This is a genomic window from Colwellia psychrerythraea (assembly GCF_000764225.1).
Taxonomy (GTDB): Bacteria; Pseudomonadota; Gammaproteobacteria; order Enterobacterales; family Alteromonadaceae; genus Colwellia; species Colwellia psychrerythraea_D.
The window spans coordinates 497,557-516,710 of sequence record NZ_JQED01000055.1 but is presented as its reverse complement, the minus strand read 5'-3'; the positions used below and the strand labels follow the sequence as shown (position 1 = coordinate 516,710).

Annotated in this window: 15 protein-coding genes; 12 read left to right on the top strand and 3 right to left on the bottom strand. The window is 38.2% G+C overall.

Annotated elements, in window-relative coordinates:
- Positions 1-44: 44 nt before the first annotated feature.
- The 3 genes from ND2E_RS01590 to ND2E_RS01600 all read left to right on the top strand — a co-directional run bounded on the left by ND2E_RS01590 (position 45) and on the right by ND2E_RS01600 (position 5,609).
- On the top strand, positions 45-3,449 hold the full coding sequence (locus ND2E_RS01590; protein WP_033095703.1) for an efflux RND transporter permease subunit: 3,405 nt from the start codon (positions 45-47) through the stop codon (positions 3,447-3,449).
- Positions 3,446-4,525, top strand: a complete 1,080-nt coding sequence (locus ND2E_RS01595) for an efflux RND transporter periplasmic adaptor subunit (RefSeq protein WP_033095702.1) — start codon at positions 3,446-3,448, stop codon at positions 4,523-4,525. The genes ND2E_RS01590 and ND2E_RS01595 overlap by 4 nt, the downstream gene beginning before the upstream one ends.
- A 277-nt stretch (positions 4,526-4,802) precedes the next feature.
- A complete protein-coding gene (locus ND2E_RS01600; RefSeq protein WP_033095701.1) occupies positions 4,803-5,609 on the top strand; it encodes a DUF481 domain-containing protein in 807 nt (268 codons plus the stop codon).
- A 166-nt stretch (positions 5,610-5,775) separates the two neighbouring features.
- On the opposite strand, the gene ND2E_RS01605 is transcribed toward ND2E_RS01600, so the two are convergent.
- Positions 5,776-7,362: an isocitrate lyase gene (locus tag ND2E_RS01605; protein ID WP_033095700.1), complete on the bottom strand. Its 1,587-nt coding sequence runs from the start codon at positions 7,360-7,362 to the stop codon at positions 5,776-5,778.
- A gap of 333 nt (positions 7,363-7,695) precedes the next feature.
- On the opposite strand from ND2E_RS01605, the gene ND2E_RS01610 reads away from it, so the two are divergent.
- The 9 genes from ND2E_RS01610 (at position 7,696) to ND2E_RS01650 (ending at position 18,281) form a co-directional block, all read left to right on the top strand.
- On the top strand, positions 7,696-8,643 hold the full coding sequence (locus ND2E_RS01610; RefSeq protein ID WP_033095699.1) for a LysR family transcriptional regulator: 948 nt from the start codon (positions 7,696-7,698) through the stop codon (positions 8,641-8,643).
- Positions 8,644-8,649: 6 nt separating this feature from the next.
- Positions 8,650-9,036 carry a CidA/LrgA family protein gene (locus ND2E_RS01615; RefSeq protein ID WP_033095698.1) on the top strand — a complete coding sequence of 129 codons (387 nt, stop codon included), beginning with the start codon at positions 8,650-8,652 and terminating at the stop codon, positions 9,034-9,036.
- Positions 9,026-9,751, top strand: a complete 726-nt coding sequence (locus ND2E_RS01620) for an LrgB family protein (RefSeq protein WP_223303708.1) — start codon at positions 9,026-9,028, stop codon at positions 9,749-9,751. Before ND2E_RS01615 ends, ND2E_RS01620 begins: the two co-directional genes overlap by 11 nt.
- A 354-nt stretch (positions 9,752-10,105) precedes the next feature.
- Positions 10,106-12,274, top strand: a complete 2,169-nt coding sequence (locus tag ND2E_RS01625; RefSeq protein WP_033095697.1) for a malate synthase G — start codon at positions 10,106-10,108, stop codon at positions 12,272-12,274.
- A 439-nt stretch (positions 12,275-12,713) separates the two neighbouring features.
- Positions 12,714-13,151 (top strand): hypothetical protein, encoded by a 438-nt coding sequence (locus tag ND2E_RS01630; protein ID WP_033095696.1) that lies wholly within the window; start codon positions 12,714-12,716, stop codon positions 13,149-13,151.
- Positions 13,152-13,389: 238 nt separating this feature from the next.
- Complete coding sequence (locus ND2E_RS01635; protein ID WP_033095695.1) at positions 13,390-15,822, top strand: penicillin acylase family protein; 2,433 nt, start codon at positions 13,390-13,392, stop codon at positions 15,820-15,822.
- Positions 15,823-15,876: 54 nt separating this feature from the next.
- Complete coding sequence (locus tag ND2E_RS01640; RefSeq protein ID WP_033095694.1) at positions 15,877-16,263, top strand: MAPEG family protein; 387 nt, start codon at positions 15,877-15,879, stop codon at positions 16,261-16,263.
- Positions 16,264-16,370: 107 nt separating this feature from the next.
- Positions 16,371-17,546: a prephenate dehydratase gene (pheA, locus tag ND2E_RS01645; protein WP_033095693.1), complete on the top strand. Its 1,176-nt coding sequence runs from the start codon at positions 16,371-16,373 to the stop codon at positions 17,544-17,546.
- Between the two features lie 108 nt (positions 17,547-17,654).
- Complete coding sequence (locus tag ND2E_RS01650; RefSeq protein WP_081962117.1) at positions 17,655-18,281, top strand: GspH/FimT family pseudopilin; 627 nt, start codon at positions 17,655-17,657, stop codon at positions 18,279-18,281.
- A 91-nt stretch (positions 18,282-18,372) separates the two neighbouring features.
- Here the strand turns inward: ND2E_RS01650 and ND2E_RS01655 are convergent, their stop codons facing one another.
- Positions 18,373-18,717 (bottom strand): TapY2 family type IVa secretion system protein, encoded by a 345-nt coding sequence (locus ND2E_RS01655; protein ID WP_033095692.1) that lies wholly within the window; start codon positions 18,715-18,717, stop codon positions 18,373-18,375.
- 1 nt (position 18,718) lies between these two features.
- Positions 18,719-19,153, bottom strand: coding sequence for a type IV pilin protein (locus ND2E_RS01660; RefSeq protein WP_223303707.1), 435 nt, complete (start codon positions 19,151-19,153; stop codon positions 18,719-18,721).
- Between the last annotated feature and the right edge of the window lies 1 nt (position 19,154).

Genomic DNA, 19,154 nt, shown 5'->3' with positions numbered 1-19,154 from the left:
TCTTTTTTAAGGGAATACGCTTAAGTTTAAGCAGTGAATTAACAATGACCATTAGAACGACATTTACATCGCTATTACTCAGTAAAGTACTTAATAGCAAAATCCCCCTCTTTATATTGATATTATCAATTCTCGCAGGTTTACTGGCACTTAACTTTACGCCGCGAGAAGAAGAGCCACAAATTGTTGTACCAATGATAGATGTTATCGTTGATGCACCCGGTGTTAATACCAAACAGGTAGAACGTTTAGTTACCACACCACTTGAAAAATTATTAGCACAAGTAAAAGGCGTGGAACACATTTACTCCGTCAGTAATAGTGGCCAATCTGTGGTTACACTGCGCTTTACTGTTGGTGAAAATCGTGAACAAGCCCTGTTAAATACCTATAATAAATTACATGCCAACACGGAGAAGATCCCTGCTATTGTCGGTAATTGGCGGGTTAAGCCTGTTGAAGTTGATGATGTCGCGATTGTAATGTTGGCGTTATATAGCACCGATAGTACACAGGTTGATGATTTCGCCTTAAGACGCTTAGCTGAAGAAGTATCGACTTTTTTGCAAGCAATCGAAAGTACCAGTGAGGTAAACGTTGTTGGTGGACGGGCACGAGAAATTCAAATACACATCGATCCAGAAAAAATGACCGCACGACAAGTAACGGTGAGTGATATTTTTAATGCGATTAAGGTTTCAAATGTACTAGAGAATCACGGTAACTTTACGCTGTCACATCAATCAATAATCCTTGAAAGTGGCGATACCTACCGAGATATTAATGCACTAAAAGAAACTCCTATTAGTGTTATCGATGGCAGTATTATTTTGTTAAAAGATATTGCCAATGTGCTCGATGGACCAGCTGAGCAAACAAGTTACACCTGGTTAGATTATGCTAACAAACAAGTAGATGGTGAAGCTTCAGACTATCCTATGGTAACCATCAGCATTGCTAAACAACGCGGTAGTAATGCAGTTACGGTTGCCACCGCAGTGCACAAGAAAATAGCACAATTACAGTCCACTATTTTCCCTAGCAATGTTGAAGTACAAATACTGCGTGATTATGGCGCTACCGCTAACGAAAAAGTTAATGATTTAACCACCAGTCTAGCATTTGCGGTTTTTACTGTAGTCGTTTTTATTGGCGTGTTCTTAGGTTGGCGATCTGCCGTGGTAGTTGGTTTAGCAGTGCCTATTTGTTATGGCATCACCTTATCTCTGGATTTGATTTTTGGCTACACAATTAACCGCGTAACCTTATTCGCGTTAATTTTATCACTCGGTTTACTGGTCGATGATCCTATTACTGGCGTCGATAATATTGAACGCTACTTGGCAAAATTAAAAGGCAAGGCCAAAACTAAAAATATACATGACGCCATTGTCGCTGCTATCAGCGAAATACGTGTGCCATTAGTAATGTCTACCGTCACAATTGTACTGGCGTTTATTCCATTGGCATTTATTACCGGCATGATGGGACCTTATATGGCCCCAATGGCCTTTAATGTTCCACTCAGTGTGATCAGTTCAACTTTAGTCGCTTTTTTAGTTACCCCATGGCTTGCTGGGAAATTCATTAAGGGTAAAAGTGCTTCAACGGATTCCGCTAAGCTAGATAAATCGCATGGGTTTCAACACTTTTATCGTAAATTATTAACCCCACTATTAGATAGTCGTGCGAAAGGTAAAACAGTTCTGGCCTTAGTATTAGTATTATTTATCCTTGCCGCTTTGTTACCCGTAATGCGCTGGGTTCCTCTTAAATTATTACCTTTTGATAATAAAAATGAAGTACAAGTCATCATTGATATGCCTGAAAGCTCAACCCTTGAGCAAACAGCAGCTATTGCCAAAAGAGTCTCGGTAATATTACAGAGACTGCCTGAAGTAACTGCCATTGCCAGTTATGTCGGACTGCCCTCCCCTATAGATTTTAATGGTATGGTTAGGCAATACTATCAACGTCACGCCCCTTATCTTGCAGATTTGAGGGTACTACTGCTTGACAAAAACCTACGTGAACACCAATCCCATGCCATTGTATTAAGAATGCGAAAGCAATTAGCAGCGTTAAATAGTGAGTTGGCAGATAACAACGATATTAAAATACGCGTGGTAGAAGTACCGCCCGGACCGCCAGTGTTAAGTACGCTGGTCGCTGAAATATATGGCAATGAATTTACCCAGTATGACAGCTTACAACAGGCTGCAGGCATAGTTGAACAACGCCTAAAAGCAGAACCCTTTGTGGTCGATGTAGACTCAACTGCTGGCGGCGAGCAAACACGATTACGCTTTGTTAGTGATAAAACTAAAGCAGCATTATCAGGTATTTCAACGGCAAGTATTAACCAAACACTTAACGTGGCAATAAAGGGAGACGTTGCAGGATACTTACACCTTGATAATGAAGCATCTCCTTTGGCCATCAATATCAAAATTCCCCTTGAACAACGCCAATCATTAAATGATTTACAACGTCTCTCTTTGAAAGGACAAGCAGGCATAGTGCAAACCAGCACACCCCAAGGTATTGATATGGCGCCCCAACCTTTGGTGTCTTTAGGTGAACTAGGTGAATTTGTTGAATATACACGTGATAAACCAATATTTCATAAAGATTTAAGACCCGTTGTTTATGTCACTGCTGACATTTCTGGTAGAACACCAGCAGAAGTGATAGCAGATCTAAATAGTGACTTAGTATCAGAGCAAACCGGTAACAGTCTAGAGAAAGCGGGGAGTACCGAACAGAGTCATTGGCAAGATCGAAGCTTCTTAGCCAATGGAGGTGGCAATACTTGGCAATTACCCGATGATATTGAACTTTCATTTAGCGGTGAAGGTGAATGGCGTATCACCATTAGAGTCTTTCGTGATATGGGCCTAGCCTTTGCTTTCGCCCTAACAGCGATATTTATTGTGCTACGTATCCAAACAGGCTCTGCGGCTTTATCAGGCATTATCATGTCAGCTATTCCATTAACAGTTATTGGTATTATGCCGGGTTTCTTTTTGTTAAATCAATTTGGTGAACGATACATTGCAGGCTCCCCTGATCCCATCCTGTTCACTGCTACGGCAATGATTGGCATGATTGCCCTCGCAGGTATTGTTGTTAGAAATTCATTAATACTAATTGAATTTATCAGCCAAGCTCAGCAACAAGGTGCCTCAATCCAAGAAGCGCTAATTCAAGCAGGTGCTGTAAGGATGAGGCCAGTGTTGCTGACCGCAGGCACGACCCTATTAGGTAATTTGATTATCACCCTAGATCCTGTTTTTAGTGGACTGGCCATTGCAATTATATTTGGCATTATCTCGTCAACTGTATTTACCTTACTGGTTGTTCCTATCGTTTATTCCTTAGTTTTCGATGATGCTAGTAATGTAAACAGCAAATCAACAAAGGCACTAGACAGAAAGGCTTCATCATGAACAGTCGTGAAACTCAACAAGAGAGAACCATGAAAAAAATTATTATTCCTATACTGGCCTTGATTATATTATTGCTCATGGTAGCTTGGTTAGCTGGCTCATTTAACAGTAAAGTTCGTCCAGGTTTTGAGCAACCAGCCAGCACAATAGTGAATTCGACTAACTACACGGTAATAAAGAGTAGGGAGAGAATATTTGAAAGTATTGCTGCGAGTATTACAGCAAAACAAGCAACAATTATTTCTTCAAGGTTGCTCGCGCGAATTAAAAAGATAAACGTTCGATCTGGTGACAATGTAAAAAAAGGTGACGTGTTAATTGCACTCGAAAATAATGACCTGTCATCAAGTGTTATTGAAGCGCGTGAGCAAGTTAATGCAATGTCTGCAAGATACACGGAGGCACATAGCAATTTTCAGCGAGCTAAAGAGTTATTTAATAAAAAAATAGCTTCACAGTTTGATTTAGATAAGAGTAAAGCGGACTATCAAAGTATTAAAGCAGAGCTCACCGCGGCCAAACAAAGTTTAGCTCAAACCCAAACAACATTAAGCTATGCCACACTTCGTGCCCCCATTAACGGTAAAGTTATAGACCGATTTGCTGAGCCTGGTAATACTGCACAAGCGGGCCAAAAACTATTAAGTCTATACAATCCGCTGTCTTTACGCATTGAAGCACAAGTGCGAGAACAACTTGCTCTCACACTTACGCAAGGACAAAGTATCACAATAGATCTACCCACAATACAAAAAACGTTAACCGGTTTAGTCGAAGAGATAGTGCCTGCTGCCAATACCGGATCGCGAAGTTTCTTAATAAAAGTAAGTATCTCCTACCAAGAAAGCTTATTACCAGGCATGTATGCCCGTTTATTAATTCCTGCAGGTCATGTCGAAAAACTCTATGTACCAAACAGTAGTGTCAGTCATGCCGGTCAACTTGATTTTGTAAACGTATTAATTGACGGCCAAAGTCAAAGACGCTTTGTACGACTAGGAGAGAGTTCAAAGCCTGGGTTTTCTTCGATTTTATCTGGTCTAACTGATAGGGATATTATTGTGACCCCCCAATAAGCTTTAGGGCATTTATTCCTTAGACTTAATTAAAACAGACATAACTAAGCAACTAAAAACATTGAGAACAAATTTTGTTCTTTATTATATAAGAAGCTAAAAATGTGGGAAATTGCTGCCTAATTAGATGATATACGTCGATAAGTTGAAACTTCCTTCAATTTACCCCCACTTCACTTAGTTACAAGTTGGCTACATAGCTAAAATTTGATAGGATCGCGTAAATTTTGATACATCAACAAAATAATAAATTAAAAACCACTTTTTAAGGACGAACATGAAATCTAAAATAGCTCTTGCTACCCTTCTTTTACTCCCTTTTACGGGTCAATACGCGCTTGCCGAAGAAGCGGTCGCTGAAGAGAAGCCATCATTAACTATCTCTGCCGAATTAGGTATGTTATTTAAAACGGGTAATACTAAAAGTGGCGATATTAAAGCCGGCTTAAATATCAAACATGAAGAAGGTCAATGGTTGAACTTGATAGCTTTTAATGCGCTTGCTAAAAAGCTTGAAACCGAAGACGAAGATACTGGCAAAGATGAGTTCGAAAGCACGGATAATAAGTGGGACATCCTAGGTCAAACGAACTATTCTCTTGAAGAAGGTGGCAAAAACTACCTTTACGCAAGTGCTTATTATGAACAAGATAAGTTCAGTAGCTTTGAATACCAAACGTCAGCTTCTTTAGGTTGGGGTCGTCATTGGTGGGAAACTGAAACAAGTTCGTTTTTTGCTGATATTGGCCCAGGTGTGAAATATGACGTAATTCGTGCAGTACCAGCAACGGCTAGTGACCCTGCAATCATGGAAAGCACTGAAACGGCGGCTATTGTTCAAGCACAAGCCCTATATACTAGACAAATAAATGATTTTGTAGAATTTAAGCAGTACTTTGTTGCTAAGCAAGCATTAGAGTCAGATAAAAACAGTGTCTATAAATCAGAAACATCATTAACCACTAAGTTAATTGATTCATTACAGTTTAAATTTGCTTTTCGTGTTGATTATGATACTGAAGTAGAAGAAGGTTTTGAAAACACGAATACTGAAACCTCAGTAACGTTAGTGTATAGCTTCTAAGCTATACACCCTTTCCTAAAAACTAAAAAGGCTGCCTCTTTATTTAAGAAGGCGGCCTTTTTTATAGATCACTTTTATAGCTCGATATGGGCAAACGTTTAATGTTCTAACAACAAAAAACCAGCCTTAAAGACTGGTTTTTTTTATCAACTAATGAGTAAAGATATTAGTTAAATTGGTTAGAAGTGTTTTTCGCACCGCCTGCTTTAAGCGCATTCTCACCAGCAAAGTATTCTTTGTGATCATCACCCATATCAGAGCCTGACATATTTTGATGTTTCACACAGGCAATACCTTGACGGATTTCTTCACGCTGAACCTTTTTAACATAACCTAACATACCTTGCTCACCAAAGTACTCTTTCGCTAAGTTGTCTACAGACAATGCCGTTGTGTGGTAAGTAGGTAATGTAATCAAGTGATGGAATACGTTTGCTTCACGTGCAGTATCTGCTTGGAAGGTACGAACGCGCTCATCAGCTGTTGCAGATAATTCAGAATCATCGTATTCAGCATTCATTAAGTCACCACGAACATAAGCAGATACATCTTCACCCGCTTCAACCATTGCGTCATATGCTTGTTGACGGAAGTTTAATGTCCAGTTGAACGATGGAGAGTTGTTATAAACAAGTTTCGCATCTGGGTGAACTTTACGAACGTCATCCATCATACCTTTGATTTCGTGTACCGTTGGAACTGCAGTTTCAATCCAAAGTAAATCAGCGCCAGCATTAAGTGCACCGATACAGTCAAATACACAGCGTTCATGGCCAGTACCTTGACGGAATTGATATAAACCTGAAGGTAAACGCTTAGGACGAACTAGCTTGCCACCACGGTTAAATACAACATCACCTTCACCCATGTCTGCTACGTCGATTTCTTCAACGTCTAAGTATGAGTTATAGATATCACCAGAATCGCCTGGCTCTTTAACAACAGCAATTTCTTTTGTAAGACCAGCACCTTCAGAATCAGTACGTGCAACAATTAAACCATTGTCGATGCCTAGCTCTAAGAAAGCGTGACGTAAAGCGCGAATTTTCGCGTGGAAATCAGCATGAGGAACCGTTACTTTACCATCTTGGTGTCCACATTGTTTTTCATCAGCTACTTGGTTTTCTATTTGAAGAGCACAAGCACCGGCTTCAATCATTTGCTTAGCCATTAGGTAAGTCGCTTCAGCGTTACCAAAACCAGCATCAATATCAGCAACGATTGGTACAACGTGAGTAACATGATTGTCAATTTTGTATTGGATAGCAGCTTTATCGCTTTCTGCAGCAGCATCTAGCTCGCGGAAAAGGCCGCCTAATTCACGTGCATCAGCTTGACGTAAGAATGTGTAAAGCTCTTCAACTAAAGAAGCAACAGACGTTTTTTCATGCATTGACTGATCAGGAAGTGGACCAAACTCACTGCGTAGTGCCGCAACCATCCAACCAGAAAGATATAAGTAACGACGATCAGTTTTGCCATCAAAATGTTTCTTGATAGAAATCATTTTTTGTTGACCAACAAAACCATGCCAACAACCTAGAGATTGTGTGTACTTAGTCTTGTCTGCATCAAATGCAGCCATATCAGCACGCATAATATCTGCAGTATATTGTGCGATTTCTAAACCAGTTTTGAATTTGTTCTGGGCACGCATGCGAGCAATTGATTCTGGGTTGATAGCATCCCAAGAGCTACCTGCCTTGGCTTTAATCGCTTGAACTGCTTCAATTGCACTTTGATAGTTAGACATAACATTCTCCAAAAGTCTTGTTGTAGATAAAATAATATTTATTAGTAAAGGTTGATTAACGTTCTACTTAGAGCTACTAAACCAGAGGTCTACACCTCAGAATGAATCTCAAAAAAGAAGCTTTCACACCGGACTACAAAAATAATACCCATGTATTTAGTATTTTTAAAATATATAACCTACATTACCGTCATTCACAGTATGAATATCAAATTCATTATATCGATCTAAATAGGTACTTTTTATTACTATAGTGATAAAATTTCATTGAAATAGCCCCTCATTTAGCTTATATCTACCTGACTTATATTTATTAAGAGAGCCATTAATCACATGAATATTTCTAAAATTGATTTAAATTTGCTTATTTATTTAGACGTATTGCTTCGAGAAAAGAATGTTACTCGGGCGGCCAGCCAACTTAACATTACGCAACCTGCAATGAGTAACGGTTTAAAACGACTAAGAACTTTATTTAATGATCCTATTTTGGTGCGAACATCTGACGGCATGGTTCCGACAGAGCGCGCTCGCGCATTGGCACCTAGTATTCGTAAAATATTGCTTGAATTAGAGGAAGCATTACAAGGTGAAGAAGAGTTTAATGAATTAAAGAGCCAACGTGTCTTTAGAATAATGGCCAGTGATTATGCCGCATCGACCTTAATTCCTACGTTATTAAGATCGTTAAATAAAGTTGCTCCTAATATTACTCTTGATATCATGACTCCTAGTGATGTGACCTTTCATGATGTTGAGGCTGGTAAAATTGATATGGCGATAAATCGCTTTGATGAATTACCACAGTCCTTTCACCAAAAAGCCATATGGCGCGATTCGTTCTCTTGTTTATTAAGCGCTGATAGTCCTTTGGTAAGTAAATTCAACTTAAATGCCTACTTAGGTGCGAAACATGTCTGGGTTTCAAAAACAGGCTTTGGCGTTGGTGTAGGAATGGATCCTAAGGATGTTCAGAAGCTAGGTTGGGTTGACGAAGCGCTCGCTCGCTTAGGTAAAAAGCGTGACATTAAGGTTTTTACTCGTAATTATCATGTAGCTATGCAATTAGCTTATGAAGATAACTTAATTGCGACTTTGCCGACTAAAGCGGCTCAGTTGCACAAGAACGACAGCAATTACACTATTATAAAGCCACCTTTTGAGATCCCTGATATTGAGTTAAAAATGATTTGGAGTCCTCTACTCCATCATGATGCTAGCCATATTTGGTTTAGGCAATTAGTTATTGCCGCTGCTCTTAAATGCCAGGAGAATATGTAACTCACTATGAAGAATGTGTTCTATACTATTTTCGCGATCAGTATATGTTTATTGCTCGGTAAGCTTGCTAATTATCTTTTAGCTGCTTTACCGGCTAGTTTATATGGCATGATTATTTACGCTCTTTTTTTACAGTTCAATTGGTTTAGTCCAGAAAAGATTACCAAAACTAATCAGTGGTTTATTAAGCACATGGGGGTCTGTCTAGTCCCTGCAGGTATGGGAATCATCAATCATTTTCAACTCATCCAACAACACGGTCTTGCCTTAGTGTTTATTATTTGTAGTTCGACCTTTATTTTACTTACTGTTATTGGTTATTTGAGCGAGCATTACTTAATAACGCCAGATAATACCAACAAAAAAACTACAGCAGGCTCAAATGATGTTTAGTACTTTCATTGTTAACAGCCCCATATTGGCGAGTATATTTTTTACTATAATCACCATAGCAACCTATCAATTTGCGGCCGCTTGCCAACAAAAATGGCAATATATCTGGCTAAATCCAATGCTATTTACTATTAGTATATTGGTGCCTTTCTTATTGTTAATTGATATTAATTATCAAGAATATAGTCATACAACTGAGGTACTTAATCTTTTACTTGAGCCTGCAATTGTTGCCTTAGGTTTACCTCTTTATCAGCAGTTTAAGCAAATACGCTTCTATTGGCGTGAAATGACAGCTATTTTAATATTAGGCATTACTGTGGTTATTACCGTAAGCTTTATACTTGCCATGTGGCTGATAAAAGCACCAGAGATTGCCGTCGCGTTATCATTAAAGTCTGTAACCACGCCCATTGGCATTACGTTAACAGAACAATTGTCCGGTGATAGTTCTATCACCGCTTTTGCTATCTTAATTGCGGGTTTATTTGGTGCTTTATTAGGCCCCCAATGGCTGAGCTTTATTGGCGTTAATTCAGCTAAAGCTCAAGGCTTAGCCATAGGTAGCGCCAGCCACGTTATTGGCACTGCAGTACTTGTTCGTAAAAGTGCTGAGCATGGAGCATACAGTTCTGTGGCTTTGATTTTGTCCGCCATACTCACTGCATTAATCAGCCCTTGGTTAATCCCATTAATACAGCAATTATTGTACTAAGCTGTTTAAGTCAATATCAGCATATACTCATCGAACATCATTCATAATATGAATGGTGTTTATCATAAAGTACAATAACGTGTATTATCATATATAAATCACCTTCACCAACACAAATTAACCCAAATTAACAACAACTTACAACAAAAATCACTCACTTTAATTTTCACCGACGTACTGAGTGACGTAAAAGTACTATTGCCAGCAGTGATAATAAGCCATAGGATTATCACTAATATGTATTTTTAGCGCTGCTTTGAGTCATTAGTCGATAAAGTAGCGATTGAATAAAAATGTTTACTCAAACATTTTTGACGCTTTAATGTGAAGTTTTGATTATAAGGTGAAGTAATAATGGTAGCGACAGTAACGATAGAGAACTTAACAGTAAGCCAATGTCTTTTTGATTTTATTGAAAAAGAAGCACTACCTGGCACTGCTATTAGCTCAAATCACTTTTGGCAGCAATTTTCCAGCATAATTAGTGACTTGAGCCCCCAGAACCAAGAGCTTTTATCAACGCGTGATAAGTTACAAGCCAGTATTGATAGCTATCACAAAAACAATAAAGCTCTGGATTTTGCTCATTATAAAAAATTCTTAACAGATATTAATTACCTTGTACCTCAAGTCGATAATTTTAATATTAATACATGCAATGTTGATAATGAATTGGCATTAATGGCGGGCCCACAACTTGTTGTGCCAATAATGAATGCTCGTTTTGCACTAAATGCGGTAAATGCACGTTGGGGTAGTTTATATGATGCACTTTACGGTACAGATGTAATCAGTCAGGAAGATGGCGCAGAGCCAGGCAAAGCTTATAATCCAGTACGAGGTAAGAAAGTTATTGCTTTTGCCAAAGAGTATTTAGATCAGGTTATTCCGCTTGTCTCAGGTAATCATAGTCAAGCAGTAAGCTACCACTTAACCGAGCAGCAGTTAATGGTGAGCTTAGCAGACGGACAGCAAAGTGCCCTGAAAGATCCTGCAGCATTTATCGGCTTCACTGGTAGTATAAATCAGCCCGAGTCTCTGATATTCACCCATAATGGTTTACATTTAATTTTGCAGTTTAATAGCGACAGTGTTATTGGTCAGGCAGATGCTGCTGGATTAAGTGATGTAGTACTTGAATCAGCATTAACCACTATTATGGATTGTGAAGATTCTGTTGCCGCTGTTGATGGTGAGGATAAAGTATTAGCCTACCGGAATTGGTTAGGTCTAATGACTGGTAATTTAAGCGCCAAATTGAATAAAAATGGTAAAACCATCACCCGTTCGATGAACAATGACTTAAATGTTCAAACAATCACAGGCGATTCGGTTACCCTTAAAGGCCGTAGCTTAATGTTTGTTCGAAATGTTGGTCATTTGATGACAAACAATGCCATTATTGATAGTCAGGGTAATGAAGTACCTGAAGGTATACTCGATGCAATGATTACTTCTTTGATTGCTTTGCATGATTTGAAAGGCAATAGCGAGTTCAGTAATAGTAACGAAGGTTCTATTTACATTGTTAAACCTAAAATGCACGGTCCAGAAGAAGTTGCTTTCGCTAATACATTATTTTCTCGTGTAGAAGAAGCATTATCACTGCCTCAAAACACGGTTAAAATGGGCATTATGGATGAAGAGAGACGTACTAGTGTCAACTTGAAAAACTGTATATTCGCCGCTAAAGATCGTGTGGTATTTATCAATACGGGCTTTTTAGATAGAACAGGTGACGAGATTCATACCTCTATGATGGCTGGCCCTATGGCGAGAAAAGCAGATATAAAATTAACGCCTTGGATTGGTGCTTATGAAGATAACAATGTAGATGTTGGCCTTGCTTGTGGTTTTAGCCAAAAAGCACAAATTGGTAAAGGCATGTGGCCTATTCCAGATCAAATGGCTAATATGATCGCGACCAAAATTAATCATGTTGAAGCTGGAGCAAATACTGCTTGGGTACCTTCACCTACCGCAGCGACATTACATGCACTGCATTACCATAGAGTGAATGTATTTGATCTACAAAAACAACTCACTAAGCGTAATCCCGCAAATATTGATGATATTTTAACAATTCCATTGGCCGAAAATACCAATTGGAGTGAAGCAGAGATTAACGAAGAATTAGACAACAACTGTCAGGGAATTTTAGGTTACGTAGTTCGTTGGATTGATCATGGCGTAGGCTGTTCAAAAGTACCTGATATAAATAATGTTGGCTTAATGGAAGACAGAGCAACCTTAAGAATATCGAGTCAACATATTGCCAATTGGCTTACTCACAATATTTGTACTGTTGAACAAGTTCAAGCAAGCTTAGAGAAAATGGCGACTATTGTTGATAAACAAAATGCTGATGATAAAAGTTATGTGGCAATGAGTATTAACTTTGAAGAGAGTATTGCTTTTAAAGCTGCCGCTGCCTTAATTTTTTCAGGCGTAGAACAGCCTAATGGTTATACAGAACCATTACTGCATCAATATCGCTTAGAAAAGAAACGCCAATTAAGCTAACCCCTTGTTATAGTCGAATCAGTAATTGAATTAAAATGCGGTTCTGAGTAAACAACATGATCAACACTGCTGTTATATTTTAATTAATATTAACGCCAGTGTTGATTTTCGTTTTAGCTACTGTCAACTTTGAATCAATCTTGTGAGCCAGCTTTCATATTTAAATAACTTGGGTATAAGTTGTTACCGTTTTAAATTATTTGAAATATTTAATGGTTTCATCAGTTCTAATAACAAAAGGGTTATTGTTTAAAAACTGTCGTTATTTATTTGAGATATGCCCTTAAAAAGCTTATGCCATCTACCGTATGAATGTAGCAACTTATCTCATATCACTAGCATTAAGAGTGAACAGCCCTTAGAGTAATAATTGTAACAATTAGGTAAAATAGAAAGCACAATACTTAAATACACAGGCATAGCTAAAAGGATATAAGCAATGAAATCAATTAAATTATTATTAGTGAGCTTTACACTAACATTCATAACCTTAGTTAATATTTCTTCTGCAAATGCCGAACAAGCAGTTAAAGTTCAACATTTAAACGTTAACAATGCACTAATAACAAAGTTTAATAGTGATGAATTAACTAACGTAGTAAGTCATTACCATAATAGCTTTTCAACGGGTTTGATTTTATCGGCACCTGAAAAACTGAGTGATAGAAGTTCCAACTTAGCAATAAGTGTTGTGAATAATTCCAACGACTTTTTTACTAGCGCTATGGTTTTTAACGATAAATTACATCAACTCATTTCATATTTCACGACCCCTAACCATAACACACTTAGCGAGCCTAAAAGTTCAATTCCTGATAGTGAAGTGATAGAGAAGACATGTGAAAGTACTTTTAGCTTTAATTTTAACTTCAGCTAAGAACATGCCGCATTCCTCAATAACCGTTTCGTAGCGGACATTTTAACAAGTTACCTTCATACTCCACTTGTTTGTGGCGCTCTGTCTCCCTCTCTTTCAGAATAATGGGCTGTTTCGCTGTTCGATTCCCCAGCTCTTCAATTTGACCTAATTTTTTAATAAAAATGTTAACTAAAAATTTTCTCTCGGAGCATTTTACGTTACTCTACTTTATTCATCTTTGATAGCTCCTTTATTTATGAACAAATTGAAAAAAGTACTTGCCGGCGCGCTACTTGTTAGCTTATTGGTTATCGCAACTACATCAACTTGGCTTTATAGCAAGGTTGATGGAGCATTGCCGGTACTCGATGGGGTAAAAACAGTCTTCGGGTTAAAAAAATCGGCCGTCATCGAACGTGATGAACAAGGTATCGTCACAATAAAAGCTCAAAATAGAAGTGATGTTGCGGTAGGTTTAGGTTTTGTTCATGCACAAGAACGTTTTTTTCAAATGGATTTATTAAGGCGAAATGCTGCTGGTGAGTTGGCAAGTTTATTTGGTGTTAGGGCGCTTGACTATGATAAATCCATTCGAAAGCATCGCTTTAGAGAAAGAGCAAGAATTATAGTTGCCCAGTTACCAGACAATCAGCTTGAGTTAATTAAAGCCTACACACGCGGTGTTAACGAAGGATTAAAATATTTAAATTCCGCTCCATTTGAATACCTTTTATTACAGCAAGAGCCTGTTCAATGGAGTGAAGAAGACTCCATTTTAACAATCTTTAGTATGTATATTGACCTTCAATATCATGATGGTAGACGTGAACGTACACTCGGGTTGATGAAAGCAGTCTTATCTGGTGATGTTTTTGCTTTTTTAGATCCAAAAGGCAGTATATGGGATGCAGCTATTGATGGTAGTCAATTTAGTCAAGCGCCTATGCCTGAAAGAGCTTGGCCTTCAGCTGCTAGCTTTAGTGTTAATAACAGCGACCAAAAGAATACTAAAATAGTTAAAAACAATGAAAAGAAGTATCAGGGTGATTATTTACCTGGCTCCAATAGTTGGGCTGTTTCAGGGAGTTTAAGCGCTACAGGAAGTGCTGTCATTGCAAACGACATGCACCTTGGCATTCGTGTGCCTAACACCTGGTTTCGTGCTTCTTTTGAATACCCTGATATTAATCCTGTCAGCTCAGCTACCGATAAAAAGAGCTTTAAGATTACTGGTGCCACTTTGCCAGGCATACCCAATATGGTCATTGGGAGTAATGAAAAAATAGCGTGGGGATTTACTAATAGCTATGGAGATTATAGTGACGTCATCCTCTTAACCACCAATGAAGATAAAAGCCAGTATTTAACACCTACAGGTTATCAGCATTTTACTAGCCATAAACAAATAATTGCTGTCAAAGACCAAGAAGCTGAAGAAATAACGGTTACCGAAACTATTTGGGGTCCTGTTATAGGTAGAAATCATCAAGGGCAGTTACTTGCATATCGTTGGGTTGCCCATGATAAAGAAGCAATCAATATGGTAGCAACAGAATTAGAAAAAGCGCAGAATGTATCACAAGCCTTTGACATAGCATCCCGCTCCGGTATTCCTTCGCAAAACATGTTGATTGCCGATAAACATGGAGACATTGGCTGGACGATTATTGGACCGATTCCAGATAAAGTGGGTAAAGTGGGCAATACCCCTACCTCCTGGGCAACAGGTGAAAATCAATGGCAAGGTTACCTATCACCAGCACAATACCCGCAACTTAAAAATCCAAAAGCCCATAGGCTTTGGACGGCGAACTCCCGCGTTATTGGCGGTGATATGTTTGCAAGAATTGGTAATGGAGGCTATGCACTCGGCGCTCGCTCAAAACAAATTAGAAATAATTTATTTAATCAAAAAGTATTTGATGAACAGTCTCTTCTCAAAATAGGCTTAGATGATAAGGCTGTATTTTTAAAGCGTTGGCAGCGCTTTATTCTCAAGGACGTTCTAACTGAACAGGCTATTTCACAAAATGGAAGCTTTCAACAAGTAAAAGAGTTATTAACAGATGATTTGGAATTGAGAGCGAGTACAGATTCCGTCAGTTATCGCTTAGTCCGAAACTTTAGAATAAACCTTAGAAATAGTGTGTTTAGTGAGTTAACAAGTGCTCTAACTAATGTTGATAAAGCCTTTAGCTTTAAAAGTATTCGTCATCAAATAGAAGTCCCCTTGTGGCAACTCATTAACGAACAACCAACTAACTTTTTAATGCTTGGTGAAAGTAGTTGGCAGAATGTCTTTACTATGGCGTTAGAAGAAACCTTAGCAGATATGACGATCAACCAAAACTTAGATGAAGCCACTTGGGGTCAACAAAACCTTTCGCTAATAAAGCATCCTCTCAGTAATGCCGTGCCAATAATAAGCTATTGGCTAGATATGCCAAGCAAAGCACTGCCTGGTGATAGTTACATGCCTAGAGTTCAAGGTAAGTCTTTCGGCGCTTCAGAACGCATGGTGGTATCCCCAAGCCATGAAGAAAATGGCATTTTTCATATGCCGACCAGCCAATCAGGTCATCCGTGGAGTCCATATTATGGTAAAGGACACAGCGACTGGGAAAATGGCATAGCTTCACCATTTTTACCGGGTGAAACGCGTTACAAGCTAACCTTACTTAGCTACTAGATTAAATTTTATTTAAAAACTCTAAACCGGCAAAGAATAACGCTTGAGGTATCTATGACTATTTTGATTATTTGTTTATTTTCCGCATTACTGTTACCCCTTCTGGCAAAAGGCCCGGTAGCCTATGCTATGGCTAAGCTAGGTGGGTATAATAACAATCACCCTAGGGAGCAACAAAGTAAACTAACGGGCTTTGGCGCACGCGCCCTAGCTGCACATCAAAATGCTTTTGAATCGCTGATTTTGTTTGCTCCTGCTGTTATCCTAGCACTGGTAACAGGCAACACTAATCAAACAATCATCATGTTAGCTATTGTGCATGTCATTTCCAGAGTACTTTATAATATCTTTTATTTACTCAATATTGGCTTATTAAGATCTATAGTTTGGGGGATTGCTACCCTATGCAGTTTTGCCATAGTCTATCAATGCATTCCTTAACGAGTCATCATTAACAAAAAACGTCTAAAGAAACAGTTGACACTATTTAGTTAAGCTAGCTAGAGTAACTACTCAAAGTTTATAATTCACAATAAAAAGGTAAGCAAGTGAGCGAAAAGTTAGATTTAAATGAAATACGCCAAGAAATAACGCTTTTAGATCAAGATTTATTAGCCTTGTTTGCTAAACGTCGCGCATTAACACTTAATGTGGCAAAAAGCAAAGTACAGCAAATTCGTCCCATACGAGACCAACAACGCGAGCAAGAATTGTTAATACGCTTGATAAAGCATGGAAAAACATTAGGTTTAGATGCGCATTATGTCACCAGTGTATTCCAAACAATTATTGAAGATTCTGTACTCAACCAGCAAGCTTACTTGCAGAGTTTAGCGAACCCTGATATTCAAGTTCCAACAGTTAGTGTCGCTTTTTTAGGTGATAAAGGCTCTTACAGCTTCCTTGCTAGCCATCGTTATTTTTCACGTCGTGCAGAGAAGATTATCGAGTCAGGTTGTCAGAGCTTTTACGACATATTGCAGCAAGTGGAATCTGGCCAAGTTGATTATGGAATGCTCCCTATAGAGAACACTAGTTCTGGAAGTATTAATGAAGTTTACGATTTACTGCAACATACTAACCTTTCTATTGTTGGTGAAATCACACAACCCATTGAACATTGCTTATTAACCTCAGTAAATACTAGCTTAGATAAAATCAAAACGATTTATGCGCATGGTCAACCCTTCGCACAATGCAGTAACTTCCTAGATAAACAGAGCAACATACGCATTGAATATTGTGATAGCACTGCTGATGCGATGGCAAAGGTGGCAGAATTACAAGATGACACCATTGCAGTAATTGGTAGCGAAGAAGGTGGTCAACTATACCAACTTCATGCCCTAGAGCAATCTATCGCGAATCAAACTGAAAACCACTCACGTTTTATATTAGTTGCTCGTAAAGCGGTTGATGTTGCGGAACAAATCCCAGCCAAAACAGCTATCATTTTGTCTACAGGTCAAAAAGCGGGTGCTTTAGTTGAATGTCTGTTAGTACTTAAAGATAAAGGCATTAATATGTGTAAACTCGAGTCTCGCCCTATTCAAGGCCGACCTTGGGAAGAAATGTTTTATATTGATGTAGAAGCCAATTTAAAAAGCTTTGCATTACAGGAAGCAATTAATGAAATCAGCCCACATACAAACTTCATTAAGGTCCTTGGTTGTTACCCTATAGAACATATTAGCCCAACAAGTGTTCCTAGCAGTGAGTTTTAAATGAAATAATGTCGTGCTATATACGGTTAATCGTTACGGTATATAGCACTAGCGAGTTGCTTTGGAAAGTGTTATAAATATTAGATAAATTATACTATTTGGCCACACATGATGCAGTATTCTCAGTTTAACCTTAGCGACCTTATAAATACTGAAATTTCTAGCATGCATAGTCGAAATATCACCCCAACTAAAAAATTCATTACCACTCATCACCTGGCGTTTGGTTTTTCCTTAATTGAATTATTAGTGACGATCGCAGTGGCAGCGGTAGTTTTAGCTATCGCTTTACCTAGCTTAGGTAGTTTCACCGCACAGATGCGTGTAGATAATGAAATTTCAGAACTCCAGCGCTTATTACTAACAACTCGTAATACAGCAATAAATTCAGGTCAGAATGCGACACTGTGTCCTCTGCAAGCTGATGATACCTGTCAAGATACTACGGATTGGACGGGAAGAATTGGCATAGTATCAATTGATGGATTAGTAAAAGAACGAGAAGCTATTCAAGGTGGCGATAAGCTTGATTTTACTTTTAACAGTGTAACTTATACCCCTAGCGGCCAATTAAGTAATAACAACATTGGAACCTTTAGTTATTGCCCTAAAGGTTTTAGTGATTTTTCTCGTGGTATCGACTTGTCCCTCGCAGGCCGCACCTATTTAAGCTCAGATATAAATGGCGATGGAAAAGAACAAGACAGAAACAATAATAATATTGTATGTAGCTAATTAAACTTTAAACCTTAAGTTCAGGCTTCATTTTCAAAAGTTAAAAAGCGATATAACTTAGCGTATATTGCTTTTTATTAAAAAAGACTTTCTAACGCTCTATTTTCATATCTAGTGTCTTAGAATTAGCCTTAGTAAAGTCATCATTATCTAATACACATTCATAAACCCGATAAATTTTTATCTTTTCATTCGACTTTTGAGTCAACACTCTTTTCCCTACTATTTCATTAGCCAACTTAGGAAATTTATTAGAATAAACATGATAAAAAAGAATAGTTTCACTTCCATCAATTAATGCAACATGGCATTTAGCATCTACGGTTTCATCCATTTTGGTAGCTCTTTTCTCGACCGTCTCATCTGGTATTGCGGCTTTAACAGAGAAAACAGAAAACAAAAGCATATAAGATATTAATTTAGTTAAATTATTCATATTATCCTTCCCAACAGCCAATGGGGGTTTTTTTACCTGTATCGGTTATTTCAATTTTAATACAATCCGTATCCTTTGTTTTCTGACTACCCTGAGCATTAGCAGTTAAAGTAAAAGTATTATCAACTACCGTTGCTGAAATTTTATAATTATGACTGGGTGTTTCATAGATAGCCGTAGAACCAACGCCTAAATCGCTGATATTAGTCGTATAAGCCCTACTATCAACAAATAGCTGCTCTTGCAAATTAGCTAACCGAACTAACTCTCGAGGAGCCTCCGCTCGATTAGAGCGCACAACAAAATCACTATAAGAAGGATAAGCTACTATTGATAATAAACCAACAATAGCAACGGTAAACATTAATTCCAATAGGGTAAAACCTGCAGATTTTTTCCATTGAGTTCCCCCCATATTTTTACTATTATTTTTCATT